The sequence below is a fragment of the Streptomyces flaveus genome, from assembly GCF_014647675.1.
Taxonomy (GTDB): Bacteria; Actinomycetota; Actinomycetes; order Streptomycetales; family Streptomycetaceae; genus Streptomyces; species Streptomyces flaveus.
In genome coordinates this window covers 43,069-57,941 of the sequence record NZ_BMPQ01000006.1, presented here as the reverse complement: position 1 = coordinate 57,941, position 14,873 = coordinate 43,069, and the positions used below count along the sequence as shown (strand labels likewise).

Annotated in this window: 15 protein-coding genes; 9 read left to right on the top strand and 6 right to left on the bottom strand. The window is 70.6% G+C overall.

Annotated elements, in window-relative coordinates:
- Window positions 1-210 precede the first annotated feature (210 nt).
- The gene (locus tag IEZ21_RS14630) at window positions 211-672 is read left to right on the top strand and encodes a hypothetical protein (RefSeq protein ID WP_246567779.1); all 462 of its coding nucleotides are present in this window, start codon (window positions 211-213) and stop codon (window positions 670-672) included.
- 6 nt (window positions 673-678) lie between these two features.
- Here the strand turns inward: IEZ21_RS14630 and IEZ21_RS14625 are convergent, their stop codons facing one another.
- The 4 genes from IEZ21_RS14625 to IEZ21_RS14615 form a co-directional block, all read right to left on the bottom strand.
- On the bottom strand, window positions 679-1,299 hold the full coding sequence (locus IEZ21_RS14625) for a Maf family protein (protein WP_189322333.1): 621 nt from the start codon (window positions 1,297-1,299) through the stop codon (window positions 679-681).
- Between the two features lie 67 nt (window positions 1,300-1,366).
- On the bottom strand, window positions 1,367-1,495 hold the full coding sequence (gene mmpB, locus IEZ21_RS48425) for a morphogenic membrane protein MmpB (RefSeq protein WP_106972484.1): 129 nt from the start codon (window positions 1,493-1,495) through the stop codon (window positions 1,367-1,369).
- 81 nt (window positions 1,496-1,576) lie between these two features.
- Window positions 1,577-1,783 carry an acyl-CoA carboxylase subunit epsilon gene (locus IEZ21_RS14620; protein WP_189322332.1) on the bottom strand — a complete coding sequence of 69 codons (207 nt, stop codon included), beginning with the start codon at window positions 1,781-1,783 and terminating at the stop codon, window positions 1,577-1,579.
- Window positions 1,784-1,803: 20 nt separating this feature from the next.
- Window positions 1,804-3,402, bottom strand: coding sequence for an acyl-CoA carboxylase subunit beta (locus IEZ21_RS14615; RefSeq protein ID WP_189322331.1), 1,599 nt, complete (start codon window positions 3,400-3,402; stop codon window positions 1,804-1,806).
- Between the two features lie 137 nt (window positions 3,403-3,539).
- Between IEZ21_RS14615 and IEZ21_RS14610 the strand changes: the two genes are divergently transcribed.
- On the top strand, window positions 3,540-4,430 hold the full coding sequence (locus IEZ21_RS14610; RefSeq protein WP_189322330.1) for a biotin--[acetyl-CoA-carboxylase] ligase: 891 nt from the start codon (window positions 3,540-3,542) through the stop codon (window positions 4,428-4,430).
- A 223-nt stretch (window positions 4,431-4,653) separates the two neighbouring features.
- On the top strand, window positions 4,654-5,856 hold the full coding sequence (locus tag IEZ21_RS14605; RefSeq protein WP_189322329.1) for an adenylate/guanylate cyclase domain-containing protein: 1,203 nt from the start codon (window positions 4,654-4,656) through the stop codon (window positions 5,854-5,856).
- 3 nt (window positions 5,857-5,859) lie between these two features.
- Here the strand turns inward: IEZ21_RS14605 and IEZ21_RS14600 are convergent, their stop codons facing one another.
- Window positions 5,860-6,477 carry a hypothetical protein gene (locus tag IEZ21_RS14600; RefSeq protein ID WP_189322602.1) on the bottom strand — a complete coding sequence of 206 codons (618 nt, stop codon included), beginning with the start codon at window positions 6,475-6,477 and terminating at the stop codon, window positions 5,860-5,862.
- A 603-nt stretch (window positions 6,478-7,080) separates the two neighbouring features.
- Here IEZ21_RS14600 and IEZ21_RS14595 point away from each other — a divergent pair.
- The 5 genes from IEZ21_RS14595 to IEZ21_RS14575 all read left to right on the top strand — a co-directional run bounded on the left by IEZ21_RS14595 (window position 7,081) and on the right by IEZ21_RS14575 (window position 12,800).
- Window positions 7,081-7,890, top strand: coding sequence for an enoyl-CoA hydratase-related protein (locus IEZ21_RS14595; protein WP_189322328.1), 810 nt, complete (start codon window positions 7,081-7,083; stop codon window positions 7,888-7,890).
- An 89-nt stretch (window positions 7,891-7,979) separates the two neighbouring features.
- Window positions 7,980-9,161, top strand: coding sequence for a GGDEF domain-containing protein (locus tag IEZ21_RS14590; RefSeq protein WP_246567730.1), 1,182 nt, complete (start codon window positions 7,980-7,982; stop codon window positions 9,159-9,161).
- An 83-nt stretch (window positions 9,162-9,244) separates the two neighbouring features.
- Entirely contained in the window at window positions 9,245-10,783 is a 1,539-nt protein-coding gene (gene hutH, locus IEZ21_RS14585; RefSeq protein WP_189322566.1) for a histidine ammonia-lyase, read from the top strand.
- A 198-nt stretch (window positions 10,784-10,981) separates the two neighbouring features.
- The gene (locus IEZ21_RS14580) at window positions 10,982-11,185 is read left to right on the top strand and encodes a cold-shock protein (RefSeq protein WP_033323720.1); all 204 of its coding nucleotides are present in this window, start codon (window positions 10,982-10,984) and stop codon (window positions 11,183-11,185) included.
- A 121-nt stretch (window positions 11,186-11,306) separates the two neighbouring features.
- Window positions 11,307-12,800 carry a DEAD/DEAH box helicase gene (locus tag IEZ21_RS14575; protein ID WP_078492032.1) on the top strand — a complete coding sequence of 498 codons (1,494 nt, stop codon included), beginning with the start codon at window positions 11,307-11,309 and terminating at the stop codon, window positions 12,798-12,800.
- Between the two features lie 4 nt (window positions 12,801-12,804).
- Here the strand turns inward: IEZ21_RS14575 and IEZ21_RS14570 are convergent, their stop codons facing one another.
- A complete protein-coding gene (locus tag IEZ21_RS14570) occupies window positions 12,805-13,146 on the bottom strand; it encodes a hypothetical protein (RefSeq protein WP_189322327.1) in 342 nt (113 codons plus the stop codon).
- Between the two features lie 408 nt (window positions 13,147-13,554).
- Between IEZ21_RS14570 and IEZ21_RS14565 the strand changes: the two genes are divergently transcribed.
- Window positions 13,555-14,808, top strand: a complete 1,254-nt coding sequence (locus tag IEZ21_RS14565) for a L,D-transpeptidase (RefSeq protein ID WP_246567728.1) — start codon at window positions 13,555-13,557, stop codon at window positions 14,806-14,808.
- The last annotated feature ends 65 nt before the right edge of the window (window positions 14,809-14,873 follow it).

Below are 14,873 nucleotides of genomic sequence, written 5' to 3'. Positions count from 1 at the left end.
CCAAGGTCTCTGTGAGAGCGTGCTGCGGCCCACACTGTTTCTTTGTGGAGTTCCTACGAATGGCCCAGTGAATCTTTGCCTTCGCCGGATCCCTTGTCCCCGCGTTTACCCGTTAGTAGCGTTCGGGATGTATCGAACGCTACTTGGGGTAATGCAAGCCCCGGTCGAACGGCAGTCGAAAGTGGGTGGGGGCCGGTGGTACGCAGGCCGGTGGCGTGGGTGGCCGCGATCGTGCTCTTCGCGGAAGCGGTCGGCATCGCACTCGTCAACTGGTTCATGGGAATCGTCGTCGACCGGCAGGAGATGTCCCTCGCGGGGCTCGACACGGGCATGATGTCCGTTTCGTCGAAGGTCGCGGGCCTGGCCTTCGGCCTCTACTTCGCCTTCTGCGGCTTCGTCGCGCTGCGCGTCGCCCTGCGCGACCGCGCCCCCGCCGGCCTCGGCCGCATCGTGCTCATCAGCGCGGCGGTGGTGCACGGCCTGCTCGGTGCGTTCACGGTCGGGCTGGTGGGCTGGGGCGCGTTCGCCTTCATGATGGTGGTGTTCGGGCTGATCGTGCTCATCTTCATGGCGTACGACCGTGAGAGCGGGACCGACGCCTCCGATGCCGTGCCGGGCAAGGGCGACGGACCGGGCTCCACGGTGACGCCGACGGCCCCCACGGCCTCCTGATCGGCATCAGCTTTCCCGGGACGTCCACAACTCCGTGATCCCGACGCCCAGTTGGGCCAGCAGACGGCGCAGCATCGGCAGTGAGATCCCGATGACGTTCCCGTGGTCCCCGTCGATGCCCTCGATGAACGGGGCCGAGCGGCCGTCCAGCGTGAACGCCCCGGCCACGTAAAGGGGTTCACCTGAAGCGACGTACGCGGCGATCTCGGCGTCCGTCGGCTCGCCGAACCGGACCACCGTGGACGCGGTCGCCGAGGCGTACCGTCCCGTCACCGTGTCGTACACGCAGTGCCCCGTCTGCAGCGTGCCCGCACGCCCGCGCATCGACTTCCAGCGTGCGGTGGCCTCCTCGGCGTCCGCGGGCTTGCCGAGCGCCTCGCCGTCCAGGTCGAGCACCGAGTCACAGCCGACCACCAGGGCGCCTTTGACCTCGGGTTTCGCCGCCACCACCGAGGCCTTCGCCTCGGCGAGCGCGCGTGCCAGCTCGGCGGGGGTGGGGGCGGTCACGGCCTCCTCGTCGACCCCGCTGACGATGACCTCGGGGTCGAAGCCGGTCTGCCTCAGCAGTGCGAGCCGGGCGGGGGACTGGGAGGCGAGGACGAGTCGACGGCGCGGCTGATCAGTCATGCGGCCAGGGTAGCGACGCGGCGGGAGGGGCGTCGGGGTGGTCACCGGCCCGGTGACCGGCGGCGGATCACCTGACGCCGAGCACGATCATCGCCAGCACCATCGCCAAGGCCATGAGAATCCCCAACCGCCGCAACATGTCCTGCATGTCGCGCATTTCCTTGGGCGGCTCGTTCTCGGGGTCGGACCACAACATTCCGCAATCGTGACTCCGCGCCGTGCCCGGCCGCCTGAGTACGCGTACTCATCTTGCGCAGGACAGCCGTCCCGAGTCCGCCTAGCCCGGCCAGTACGTGCGCCCCCACGCCCTGGGCCCTGGCGCCGGCAGGCGGCTCATCGCCACCCGCGCCGGGTCCGCCCAGGCGTCCGGCTCGCGGGGCGCGCCGGACGGGGCGGCAGCCACCGCCGCGGCGCGCGCCTGGACCACCGCCAGTGCGGCGGCCAGCTCCTCCGGGGTCGGATTGCCCCGTACGACCTTGATCATGACCGCTCCCAACTGGTGCCCTACAGGGGGATGTTGCCGTGCTTCTTCGGAGGCAGGGATTCCCGCTTCGTACGCAGCTGACGCAGGCCCCGTACGACATGGGAGCGGGTCTCGGACGGCATGATCACGCCGTCGATGTAGCCGCGCTCGGCCGCCGCGTAGGGGTTGAGGAGCCGGTCCTCGTACTCCTGGATCAGTCGCTGGCGGACCTCCTCGCGCTCCTCCTCGGGCGCGGCGGCGATGGTGCGGCGGTGCAGGATGTTGACCGCGCCCTGCGCGCCCATCACGGCGATCTGGGCCGTCGGCCAGGCGAGGTTGAGGTCGGCGCCCAGGTGCTTGGAGCCCATGACGTCGTACGCGCCGCCGAACGCCTTGCGGGTGATGACCGTGATCAGCGGGACCGTCGCCTCGGCGTACGCGTAGATCAGCTTGGCGCCGCGGCGGATGATGCCGTCGTGCTCCTGGTCCACGCCCGGCAGGAAGCCCGGTACGTCGACGAAGGTGATCACCGGGACGTTGAAGGCGTCGCAGGTGCGCACGAAGCGTGCCGCCTTCTCGCTCGCCTTGATGTCCAGGCAGCCCGCGAACTGCATCGGTTGGTTGGCCACGATGCCCACCGGGTGGCCCTCGACTCGGCCGAAGCCGGTGAGGATGTTCGGCGCGTACAGCGGCTGCGTCTCGAAGAACTCGGCGTCGTCCAGGACGTGTTCGATCACCGTGTGCATGTCGTACGGCTGGTTCGCGCTGTCCGGTACGAGCGTGTCCAGCTCGCGGTCCTCATCCGTGAGCGCCAGGTCCGCCTCCTCGGGGAAGGCGGGCGGCTCGCTGAGGTTGTTCGACGGCAGGTACGACAGCAGCGACTTGACGTACTCGATCGCGTCCTTCTCGTCGCCCGCCATGTGGTGGGCCACGCCGGAGGTGGCGTTGTGGGTGCGGGCGCCGCCGAGCTCCTCGAAGCCGACGTCCTCACCGGTGACGGTCTTGATGACGTCGGGCCCGGTGATGAACATGTGCGAGGTCTGGTCGACCATCACCGTGAAGTCGGTGATCGCGGGGGAGTAGACCGCGCCGCCCGCGCACGGGCCGACGACCAGGCTGATCTGCGGGATCACCCCGGAGGCGTGGGTGTTGCGGCGGAAGATCTCGCCGTACATGCCGAGCGCCGAGACGCCCTCCTGGATGCGGGCGCCGCCGGAGTCGTTGATGCCGATGACCGGGCAGCCCGTCTTCAGCGCGAAGTCCATCACCTTCATGATCTTCTGCCCGAAGACCTCGCCCAGGGCGCCGCCGAACACCGTGAAGTCCTGCGAGAACACGGCGATCGGGCGGCCGTCCACCATGCCGTAGCCGGTGACCACACCATCGCCGTACGGCCGGTTCTTCTCCAGGCCGAAGTCGGTCGAGCGGTGCTGCGCGAACTCGTCGAACTCGACGAAGGAGCCCTCGTCCATCAGCAGCTCGATCCGCTCACGGGCCGTCAACTTGCCCTTGGCGTGCTGCTTTTCGACGGCACGCGCCGAGCCGGCGTGCGTCGCCTCCTCGATGCGGTGCCGCAGATCCGCGAGCTTGCCCGCGGTGGTGTGGATGTCGATCTCGTGCAGTTGTTCCGGCTCGGACATCGGGATGGGGCTCCCTGCCTGCTCAGTGGGGACGTGGCGAGTGAGGTGCTCAGAAGGGGGGCTGGCTACTCATCCGTAGAGTAGTGCGGTGCCTACTGTTCGGCAGTGCGGCGTTTACCACACCTAGTGTGGGTTGCATGACGCCGCGAGATGACTCAGCTCCAAACGATGGTCGCAACGGCAGAGGGGACGACGGCCGCTGGTCCGACCTGGACCGTCCACCGCTCAACGCCACCGCGCTGCGCCGCGCGCTCGTACGGGACGGGGGGTTCTGGACCGACGTCGAGTTGGTGCCCCGTACCGGATCCACCAACACCGACCTCGTCGCCCTCGCCGCCGACGGCAAGGCCGAGGAGGGCGCTGTGCTCGTGGCCGAGGAGCAGGACGCCGGGCGTGGGCGCCTGGAACGCCAGTGGACGGCCCCGGCGCGCTCGGGCCTCTTCTTCTCCGTCCTGCTGAAGCCCGCCGAGATCCCCGTCGAGCGCTGGGGCTGGCTGCCGCTGCTCGCCGGGGTCGCCACGGCCACCGCGCTGTCCCGCACGGCCGGCGTCGACACGGCTCTGAAGTGGCCGAACGACCTGCTGCTCACCGTCGGCGGCGAGGAGCGCAAGGTCGGCGGCATCCTCGCCGAGCGCGCCGGGAACGACGGCGTCGTCATCGGCATCGGCATCAACGTCACGCTCCGCGAGGACGAACTGCCCGTCCCCACGGCGACGTCACTCGCGCTCGCCGGATCTCCGGTCACCGACCGTGACCCGCTGCTGCGGACCGTGCTGCGTTCGCTGGAGCGCTGGTACGTCGACTGGCGCGCCGCCGGCGGCGATCCCGCCGCCTCCCGGCTCCAGGAGACGTACGCCGCGGGGTGCGCGACGCTCGGGCGGACGGTGCGGGCCGAGCTGCCCGGGGACCGCTCGCTGGTGGGGGAGGCGGTCGCGGTCGACGGGGACGGACGGCTGGTGCTGGCCACGGAGGACGGGGTGCAGCAGCCGATCGGGGCGGGGGACATCGTGCATCTGCGGGCGGAGTGAGAAGCGAGCGCGGAACTGCGGTTCGGAGGGGCCGTGATGTGAGCGGTGCGACTGGTGGGGTACTCGGGACCAGTTGTTGAAACGGGGGCTTGACCATGTCGTACGACTCTGGAGGGGGCCAAGGCGTACTGGGGCCCGCCCGCACAGGAGTGAGCCACAGCACACCTGTCGTAGAGTTGAGGCCGGTCGAAAGTGGCCGTGGCAGATCGGAAGGGCAGCAGGCGTGACCGTCGACGACACGGGCTCCGACACGGGTGCACACCCCGCCTCCGACGGCGAGCCGGGGCGCAGCGCCGACTCCGTCGCCGACGCGTCGGCCGCGCGGGTCGGCCGAGCCGAGGCCCACGCCCGGATGGACGCGGACGACTCCGACGACGACCACGACCCCCTCGCCCTCCGCCTGGAACAGCTCATCCTCGGTGCCGAGCGGCGCTACACCCCGTTCCAGGCGGCCCGCAGCGCGGGTGTCTCCATGGACCTGGCGTCCCGTTTCTGGCGGGCCATGGGCTTCGCCGACATCGGCCAGGCCAGGGCGCTCACGGAGGCCGACGTACTGGCGCTGCGGCGGCTGGCCGGTCTGGTGGAGGCGGGGCTGCTCAGCGAGGCCATGGCGATCCAGGTCGCGCGCTCGACCGGCCAGACCACCGCCCGCCTGGCCGAGTGGCAGATCGACTCCTTCCTGGAGGGCCTGACCGAGCCGCCCGAGCCGGGCATGACGCGCACGGAAGTGACGTACCCCCTGGTCGAGCTGCTGCTGCCCGAGCTGGAGGAGTTCCTCGTCTACGTCTGGCGGCGCCAGCTCGCCGCCGCGACCGGCCGGGTCGTCCAGGCCGCGGACGACGAAGAGATGGTCGACCGCCGCCTCGCCGTCGCCTTCGCGGACCTCGTCGGCTTCACGCGTCTGACGCGCCGCATGGAGGAGGAGGAACTCGGCGAACTCGTCGAGGCCTTCGAGACCACGTGCGCGGACCTGGTGGCCGCGCACGGAGGACGTCTGATCAAGACGCTGGGCGACGAGGTGCTGTACGCCGCCGACGACCCGGGCATCGCCGCCGAGATCGCCCTGCGCCTCATCGAGACCATGGCCAACGACGAGACGATGCCCGAACTGCGCGTCGGCATAGCCTTCGGCACGGTGACGACTCGCATGGGTGACGTCTTCGGCGCGACCGTGAACCTTGCCTCGCGGCTCACCTCGATAGCCCCTCGGGACGCCGTCCTGGTGGACAGCGCCCTCGCCGAAGAACTGACGCGCACAGGTGACGCGCCCGCCTCCGAGGCAGAGGCCGCGGAAGCGGCTGCCGCGGCGGAGAAGGAGGGCGAGGAGCCCCCGACGTACCGCTTCGCGCTCCAGCCGATGTGGCAGCGGCCGGTGCGAGGGCTCGGCGTGGTCGAGCCGTGGCTGCTGAACCGCAGGGGCGGCTGAGCCTCAGCCGGGGGCGTCCAGGCAGAGGCTCACGATCGGTACGCACAGCTGTGGGCGGTCGGGGTGAGGGGCCGGGGGCGGTGGCTGGGGTGTGGGGTCCGACGGTTTCTCAGGGGTGGGCGGCTTCGCGGCTTCGGGGGCTGCGGTCGGCTGGTCGGACGCGGCGGTGCGGGATGGCGTGGGGGGCGTCGCTGTAGGCGTGACAGCCGGATCCGGGGCCCGCTCGCGCTCGTTGCCACCGCTCGAGTGCTTCGGGGCAGAGGAGGAGTTACGGAGCGCCGGGGTGCCCTCGGCCGCAGCCGCTCTGGTGTTCGAGACCGGGCGGGGAGCTTCGGTGACCCCGACCGCAGTCGGCTCGATGTCGGCGGGTTCGATGTCGGCGGTCTCGATGTCCGTGGCAGTGACGCCCCCACCGCCCCCGTCGGCTCCGCCGGGCGGCTCAGGCGCGAGCCGCATCAGACTCAGCGCCCCCGCCGCCAACGCCAGCCCCCCAACGGCGACCAGCATCCGCCGGGGCCGCGGCTTGCGATGACGCCCCCGAGCTCGCTCCACCGGAACCGAGGCCGCTTCGTGCACCGGCGCCCGCCCATCCGCCACCGACTTGGTCCCCGCGTCCCGCATGTGCTCTCCCCGAAGTGAACGCGCCTCCGGGCGCGCTGTCGCGGTGCGCAGGCTATGCGCGCCGCGGGGCGGGCCGGCGGGGTTCGCCCACGTATCACTCGAAAGTGGGGGTTCTTTCCCCAGCCCCGCCCCTTCCCGAAACTGGGGGCTGCGCCCCCAGGCCCCCGCCCCCAGGCCCCCGCCAGGGGGTGGTGGGTGACATGTCGTGTCGCGGCCGCGGGTGTGTCGTGGCTGGGCGCGCAGTTCCCCGCGCCCCTGAAAAACCAAAGCCTGCGGCTTCACTCACCGCCAGCCCCGACGGACCCGTCACTTGCCCTCCGGCGGGAGGGGGCGTGGGCCGGTGCGTCGTATGCCCGTCGCTTAGCTTCGGTCTCGGAGAACCAGGGCCTTGTACCCGGCCAGGGCCGTATGCCCGCCCTGCGACGGGCTGACGCACCGGCCCACGCCCCCGCACCCCCCACCCACCCAAGGGGCGCGGGGAACTGCGCGAGCAACCACCCACGCACCCGCACCCAACAACGAACCCCACCGCCCTTCCCCCGGAGGGACCCCGCTGGGATGATCAGGACCAGAAGTTAACCCACGTTAACCAAGGAGGACACCATGGCCGAGCGGAGTCCAGAGCAGCGCTACGGAGAGTTCGTGGCCGTACGACGCCACGCGACGCACGTCGCGGAGCTCGCGCTCGACCGCCCCAAGGCCATGAACGCCGTGTCGACCGAAATGGCGCGCTCGCTGGCCGCCGCCTGCGAGGCGCTGGCCGCAGACCGGGACGCACGGGTCGTCGTGGTGACCTCGACCCACGAGCGAGCCTTCTGCGTCGGCGCCGACCTGAAGGAGCGGAACTCGCTCACGGACGCCGAGCTGGTGCGGCAGCGACCGGTGGCACGGGCCGCGTACACCGGCGTACTGGAACTGCCGATGCCCACCATCGCGGCCGTGCACGGCTACGCGCTCGGCGGCGGCTTCGAGCTCGCGTTGGCCTGCGACCTGATCGTGGCGGACCGTACGGCCGTGGTGGGGCTGCCCGAGGTGTCCGTCGGGGTGATTCCGGGCGGCGGCGGTACGCAGTTGCTGCCGCGCCGGGTCGGCGCGGCCCGCGCGGCCGAGCTGGTCTTCACGGCGCGCCGGGTGGAGGCCGCCGAGGCGCGGGAGCTGGGGCTCGTGGACGACCTCGTCGAGGCGGGCCGCGACCGCGAGGAGGCGCTCGCGCTGGGCGCACGGATCGCCGCGAACTCCCCCGTGGGTCTGCGCGCCGCCAAGCGTGCCCTCCGCCTCGGGCACGGCCTCGATCTGCGTACGGGCCTGGAGGTCGAGGACGCGGCATGGCGGTCGGTCGCCTTCTCGGGGGACCGCGCGGAGGGAGTCGCGGCGTTCAACGAGAAGCGCGAACCGGAGTGGCCGGGCGAGTAGCGAGTAGAGGGCGACCTTGTAGACCTCACAAAACCCCTGTTCGGTGCCCTGATGTCTCAAATCACCGCAAACATCCTTAACCTGGAGTAATGGGCGGTGACGATGTGCGGCTGAGGGCCGTGGTGGCGCTGGCGCAGGGTATGGCTGCCGCGCACACCCCGCAGGAGTCGTGGCATGCGGCTGCGGTGGGGGCCTGTCACGCGCTGGCCGGGAGTTTCGCCGCGGTGTCCGTGTGGGAGCGGGAGCTCGGCCGACTGCGGGTGCTCGTGAACGTGGGGGAGCGGGCGGCGGACGAGGAGGAGTACCCCGACGACGAGGCGTACCCCGTGCATCAGTTCCCCGAGATCACGGAGTTCCTGCACGAGCGGTGGGCCGCCGGCGGCGGGGCCAACGCCTGGGTGGAGACGGCCGAGGGGCCGGCCGGGGACCGCGCCGGGTACTGCCACCAGAGGGTCATCGCGCTGCGCAGGCGCGGGCGCGGCTGCTGTGTCGTCGCGCCGATAGTGCTGCACGGCAGGGCCTGGGGCGAGCTGTACGTGGCCCGCCGGGCGGGAGCCCGCGTCTTCGCGCGCGCCGACGCCGACTTCGCCACCGTCCTCGCCTCGGTCGCCGCCGCCGGGATCGCCCAGACCGAACGCCTGGAGGAGGTCCGCCGGCTCGCCTTCACGGATGCGCTGACCGGCCTCGCGAACCGCCGCGCCGTGGACGTACGCCTGGACGAGGCCCTCGAGCGGCATCGTGCCGACGGCGTGGTCGTCAGCCTCGTGGTCTGCGACATCAACGGCCTGAAACGCGTCAACGACACCCGGGGCCATGCCGCGGGCGACCGGCTCCTGGAGCGGTTCGGCTCGGTCCTCTCGCTGTGCGGCGCGATGCTCCCCGGCACGCTCGCCGCCCGCCTCGGCGGTGACGAGTTCTGCCTGCTCGCGGTGGGCCCGGCCGCCGACGAGGTCGTACGCGTCGCCGATGAACTGTGCCGCCGGGCAGCCGAGTTGGAACTCGGCGAGGGCGTCGCATGCGGCGTCGCCTCCACCGGCGACCCCATCGGCACCGTCCACTCGGCCCGCCGCCTCTTCCGCCTCGCGGACGCCGCTCAGTACCGGGCGAAGGCGGCCCGCGCCCCCAAGCCGGTCGTCGCGGGCCGCGAGGGCGGCACCGAGGGCACCGAAGACCAGATCGTCCGCCTCGCCGACCGGCCGCCGCCCGAGCTGCCGGGGGACCGGCGCCGGTTCAGGGGGCGGAAGCCCCATAAGGACCCGCAGGGCCCGTAAGGACCCGCAGGTCTCGTAAGGACTCCGCCCCGGCAGCGGTCGTGACAATTGGCGATTCACTCTCTAGGCTCCTGAATATGGATATGCATACTGTGGTGGTGGGGACGACCGGTGTCACCGCGGCCGACGTGCTCGCCGTGGCGCGGGACGGGGCGCGCGTCGAGCTCTCCGACGGCGCCGTGACGGCGCTCGGCGTCGCGCGCGAGATCGTGGACGCGCTGGCGGCCAAGCCGGAACCCGTGTACGGGGTGTCCACCGGCTTCGGCGCCCTGGCGACCCGGCACATCAGCCAGGAGCTGCGCGCCCAGCTCCAGCGCAACATCGTGCGCTCGCATGCCGCCGGGATGGGCCCGCGGGTCGAGCGGGAAGTCGTACGCGCCCTGATGTTCCTGCGGCTCAAGACCCTCTGCTCGGGACGGACCGGCGTACGCCCGGCCGTCGCGCAGACCATGGCCGACATCCTGAACGCCGGCATCACCCCGGTCGTGCACGAGTACGGCTCCCTCGGCTGCTCCGGCGACCTCGCACCGCTCTCCCACTGCGCCCTGACGCTGATGGGCGAGGGGGACGCAGAGGGCCCGGACGGCGTCGTACGACCCGCCGGGGAACTGCTCACCACCCATGGCATCGAGCCCGTCGAGCTGCGCGAGAAGGAAGGCCTCGCCCTCCTCAACGGCACCGACGGCATGCTCGGCATGCTGATCATGGCCCTGGCCGACCTCGCCACCCTCTACAAGTCCGCCGACATCACCGCAGCCCTCTCCCTCGAGGCGCTGCTGGGCACCGACAAGGTCCTCGCCCCCGAGTTGCACGACATCCGCCCGCACCCCGGCCAGGGCGCCAGCGCCGCCAACATGCTCGCCGTGCTGAAGGATTCGGGCCTCACCGGTCACCACCTGGGCGACGCCCCGCGCGTCCAGGACGCGTACTCCGTGCGCTGCGCCCCCCAGGTCGCCGGCGCGGGCCGCGACACCATGGCGCATGCCCGCCTGGTGGCCGACCGCGAGCTGGCCTCCGCCGTCGACAACCCCGTCGTCCTGCCCGACGGCCGCGTGGAGTCGAACGGCAACTTCCACGGCGCCCCGGTCGCGTATGTACTGGACTTCCTGGCGATCGCCGCCGCCGACCTCGGCTCGATCGCCGAGCGTCGCACCGACCGCCTCCTCGACAAGAACCGCTCGCACGGACTGCCGCCCTTCCTCGCGGACGACCCGGGCGTGGACAGCGGGCTGATGATCGCCCAGTACACGCAGGCCGCCCTGGTCAGCGAGATGAAGCGGCTCGCCGTTCCGGCCTCGGCCGACTCGATCCCGTCCTCCGCCATGCAGGAGGACCATGTGTCGATGGGCTGGTCGGCCGCCCGCAAGCTGCGTACGGCCATCGACGACCTCACCCGCGTCGTCGCCATCGAGCTGTACGCCGCCACCCGCGCCATCGAGCTCCGCGAAGGGCTCACCCCGGCCCCCGCCTCCCGGGCGGTCATCGAGGCGGTCCGCGCGGCGGGCGTCCAGGGCCCGGGCCCCGACCGCTTCCTCGCACCGGACCTGGCGGCGGCCGACGCCTTCGTACGCGGGGGGCATCTGGTCGCGGCGGTCGAGCCCGTGACGGGCCCGCTGGCGTAGGGGCTCCAGGGGGCCCACAGACGGTGTGAGCGGGGGCACATGGGTGGGCAGCGCCCCCGCCAGGATCTGTGCTAGGGTTCGTAACGAAACGTTTTTGGTACCCATTAACTTTGTGCGCCTGAAAGGAATCCTCTCTCAGGCGCGTTTTGTTTTACCGGTCATTTCCGGATGGGGCCCACCTATCAGGAGAAATGACACATGGCAACTGGCACCGTGAAGTGGTTCAACTCGGAAAAGGGCTTCGGCTTCATCGAGCAGGAGGGTGGCGGCCCGGACGTGTTCGCCCACTACTCCAACATCGCCACCTCGGGCTTCCGTGAGCTGCAGGAGGGCCAGAAGGTCTCCTTCGACGTCACGCAGGGCCAGAAGGGCCCCCAGGCGGAGAACATCGTCCCCGCCTAATTTTTAGGGACACGCTCAAATCGAGCCGGGGTCCGCACCTTCGGGTGCGGGCCCCGGCTCGTGCCGTCCGCGCGTCCAGCTGGTCCTTGAGGCCCGCGATAGGAAGGAATTTCCCATCAGCATGACTCGATCCGAACGCCCTGAACGACCCGCCGGTAAACGGCCGGCGAATTCTCGAGGGGCTCGCGGTTCCCGTGGCGCTCGCGGCGGGGCTCCCGCTGCCGCGAACGGCGGCGCCAGGAACGTACGCAAGAAGCCGTCGTCGCCCGCCACTCCGCCGCGCGAGTTCACGCTGCCGGTGTCCGTCACGCCCGCGCTGCCCGCCGTCGAGTCCTTCGACGCGCTGGACATGCCGCCCGCGCTGACGAAGACCCTGGCGGCTCAGGGCGTCATCGAGCCCTTCCCGATCCAGGGTGCGACCCTGCCCAACTCCCTTGCCGGGCGCGACATTCTGGGCCGGGGCCGGACCGGTTCCGGCAAGACCCTCGCCTTCGGTCTCGCGCTGCTCGCCCGCATCGCCGGCCGCCGCGCCGAGCCCAAGGCGCCGCTCGCGCTGGTCCTGGTGCCCACGCGCGAGCTCGCGCAACAGGTCACCGACGCACTCACGCCGTACGCCACGGCCGTCAACCTGCGCCTCACCACCGTCGTCGGCGGAATGTCCATCGGCAGGCAGGCGGGCTCGCTGCGGCGCGGCGCCGAGGTGCTCGTGGCCACGCCCGGGCGGCTCAAGGACCTCATAGACCGCGGCGACTGCACCCTCGCACGGGTCGGGATCACCGTCCTCGACGAGGCCGACCAGATGGCCGACATGGGCTTCATGCCGCAGGTCACGGCGCTGCTCAAGCAGGTCGAGCCGGGCGGGCAGCGGATGCTGTTCTCGGCAACGCTGGACAAGAACATCGACAAGCTCGTACGGATGTTCCTCTCGGACCCGGTCGTGCACTCCGTCGATCCCTCGGCCGGTGCGGTGACGACGATGGAGCACCATGTGCTGCACGTCCTCGACGAGACCGACAAGAAAGCCGTCGCGTTGCGCATCGCGGCCCGCGAGGGGCGCGTGATCCTCTTCGTGGACACCAAGCGCGGCGCCGACCGCTTCGCCAAGCGGCTGCTGGCCAACGGCGTACGGGCCTCCGCGCTGCACGGCGGTCGCTCGCAGCCCCAACGCAACCGCACCCTCGACCAGTTCAAGAACGGTCAGGTCACCGCCCTGGTCGCCACGAACGTCGCGGCCCGCGGCATCCATGTCGACGACCTCGACCTCGTCGTGAACGTCGACCCGCCGACTGACCACAAGGACTACCTGCACCGCGGCGGCCGTACTGCCCGCGCGGGCGAGTCCGGCAGCGTGGTCACCCTGGTCCTGCCGGAGCAGAAGCGCGAGATGACCCGGCTGATGTCGGACGCGGGGATCAGCCCGCGGACGGTACGGGTCAAGTCCGGCGACGAGGAGTTGTCGCGGATCACCGGCGCCCGGGAGCCCTCCGGTGTCCCCGTGGTCGTCGAACTCCCGACGCCCGCAGCCGCCCAGCCGAGGCCGAAGTCCCGGCCGCGCAGGGGTGGCGGAGGTGGAGCGCGGAGGGGCGTGCCGCGTCCGCGTAGCAGTCGCGGCTAGCCGTCTAGTACGCCCCGGAAGCCCAGCCCCGCTCCCGCCGCACCGAATACACGACGAAGCCCGCGCCGACGCCCAGGAACAGCGTGCCGCCGACGATGTACGGGGTCGTGTCGAAGGCGCCCGTGTCGGCGAGTTGGGGCTGATCGGTTTGGGCGGGCTGGTCGGTGGAAGCCGAGTCGGAAGAGGAAGCGGGCTCGGCCTGCGTCGTGATCGTCGACGTCCGCTCTGCTCTGGCCTCCGCCGCGGGGCCGTCCCACGTCGCATTGGCGGACGGGACGAACCACAGGGCACCCAGGAGGGTGCCCGCGGCGGTGGCGGTCAGCAACGAACGACGAGCGGCGGACACGGAATATCGATCCCCTTGCGGTGCAGGCGAATTGGCCGTGGGGGACTGATGTTAATGAAAAATGCGGGTCTCAGGAAAGTCACGGTACCTGTGAGCCGTGCGGACCGGCGCCGCGAGGGTGCGGTGACGGTGTAGTGATGGGGCAGTGACGGAAGACACTGCGGCCCCGATTCGCCGGATCGCTGCCTCGACGAGGAAGATGTCGCGGTGGACGACCGCAACCGGGGCCAGGGTTCTGTCGTCTCAAGGAGAGCGCTGACCGACGCACCAGTCGTACGACGTCGTACCGACGTGTTGTGCCCCACACCGGCGACCCATGTGGAACGGGACGGATCGGTTTTAGCGTTTCTAGAAGTTACGGGGACCTTCAGGTGTCTTGGGGATTCGGCGACGATGGAGAAGCGTGTGATGACGAACAGTAAGCGGCGCAAAGGCCTGACGGTCGCGTCCGCACTGCTCGGAGGGGTGCTGGTGCTCTCTGCGTGCAGCGGGGGCGACGAGGGCGGTTCCGGCGCCGAGGGGGACGGCGGCACCTCGCAGTCCAAGGTCGACGAGGCGGCGGCGAAGAAGAGCTCCGAGGCCAAAATCAAGATCACGCCCAAGGACGGCACCGACAACGCCTCCATCAACAACGCCGCCAAGGTCACCGTGAGCAAGGGCACGCTCACCGACGTCACCATGAAGACCTCGACCGGCGACGCCGTCGACGGGGAGATATCGGCCGACAAGACGAGCTGGTCGCCCAGCGTTCAGCTGGAGCGGTCCACCACCTACAAGCTCACGGTCGCCGCCAAGGACTCCGAGGGCCGCGCCGCCCACGAGAACGCCTCGTTCACGACCGTCTCCCCGGACAACAGCTTCATCGGCACCTTCACGCCCGACGACGGTGCCACGGTCGGCGTCGGTATGCCGGTCTCGATCAACTTCGACAAGGAGATCACCAACAAGGCCGCCGTGCAGAAGGGGATCACGGTCACGACCAGCAGCGGCCAGGAGGTCGCCTGCCACTGGTTCAACACCCAGCGCATGGACTGCCGCCCCGAGGAGTACTGGAAGGCCGGCTCCAAGGTCACACTCAAGCTGGCCCTGGACGGCGTCGAGGGCGCGGAAGGTGTCACCGGCGTCCAGCAGAAGACGGTCTCCTTCACGGTCGGCCGCAACCAGGTCTCGGTCGTCGACGCCAAGACCAAGCAGATGAAGGTCATGCGCGACGGCAAGACCATCAAGACCATCCCGATCTCCGCCGGTTCGCCCGAGAACAAGACGTACGAGGGCCAGATGGTGATCTCCGAGAAGTTCAAGGAGACCCGGATGAACGGCGCGACGGTCGGCTTCACCGACGACGACGGTAAGGGCGAGTACGACATCGAGAACGTGCCGCACGCCATGCGCCTGTCGACCTCCGGCACCTTCATCCACGGCAACTACTGGGGTGCCGACTCCGTCTTCGGCAACGCCAACACCAGCCACGGCTGTGTCGGCCTGAACGACACCGAAGGTGCGAACGACCCGAACACCGAAGCCGCCTGGTTCTACAACAACTCGATGATCGGCGACGTCGTGGTGGTGCAGAACACCGGTGACAAGGCCATCGCCCCGGACAACGGCCTCAACGGCTGGAACATGGACTGGGCGCAGTGGAAGGCCGGTTCGGAGGCCTGACGGCCGAATCCGCGGACGGCGCGGCGCGGATGTGACGCGTCCGGTTCTTACGCGGTGGGCATAGA

What these genes read in the sequence shown, in the direction of transcription:
- IEZ21_RS14625 (WP_189322333.1), bottom strand. Translation starts at nt 1,299, where the DNA reads ATGACTGATCAGCCGCGCCGTCGACTCGTCCTCGCCTCCCAGTCCCCC.
- mmpB (WP_106972484.1), bottom strand. Translation starts at nt 1,495, where the DNA reads ATGTTGTGGTCCGACCCCGAGAACGAGCCGCCCAAGGAAATGCGCGAC.
- IEZ21_RS14620 (WP_189322332.1), bottom strand. Translation starts at nt 1,783, where the DNA reads ATGATCAAGGTCGTACGGGGCAATCCGACCCCGGAGGAGCTGGCCGCC.
- IEZ21_RS14615 (WP_189322331.1), bottom strand. Translation starts at nt 3,402, where the DNA reads ATGTCCGAGCCGGAACAACTGCACGAGATCGACATCCACACCACCGCG.
- IEZ21_RS14610 (WP_189322330.1), top strand. Translation starts at nt 3,540, where the DNA reads ATGACGCCGCGAGATGACTCAGCTCCAAACGATGGTCGCAACGGCAGA.
- IEZ21_RS14600 (WP_189322602.1), bottom strand. Translation starts at nt 6,477, where the DNA reads ATGCGGGACGCGGGGACCAAGTCGGTGGCGGATGGGCGGGCGCCGGTG.
- IEZ21_RS14595 (WP_189322328.1), top strand. Translation starts at nt 7,081, where the DNA reads ATGGCCGAGCGGAGTCCAGAGCAGCGCTACGGAGAGTTCGTGGCCGTA.
- IEZ21_RS14590 (WP_246567730.1), top strand. Translation starts at nt 7,980, where the DNA reads ATGGGCGGTGACGATGTGCGGCTGAGGGCCGTGGTGGCGCTGGCGCAG.
- hutH (WP_189322566.1), top strand. Translation starts at nt 9,245, where the DNA reads ATGCATACTGTGGTGGTGGGGACGACCGGTGTCACCGCGGCCGACGTG.
- IEZ21_RS14580 (WP_033323720.1), top strand. Translation starts at nt 10,982, where the DNA reads ATGGCAACTGGCACCGTGAAGTGGTTCAACTCGGAAAAGGGCTTCGGC.
- IEZ21_RS14575 (WP_078492032.1), top strand. Translation starts at nt 11,307, where the DNA reads ATGACTCGATCCGAACGCCCTGAACGACCCGCCGGTAAACGGCCGGCG.
- IEZ21_RS14565 (WP_246567728.1), top strand. Translation starts at nt 13,555, where the DNA reads ATGACGAACAGTAAGCGGCGCAAAGGCCTGACGGTCGCGTCCGCACTG.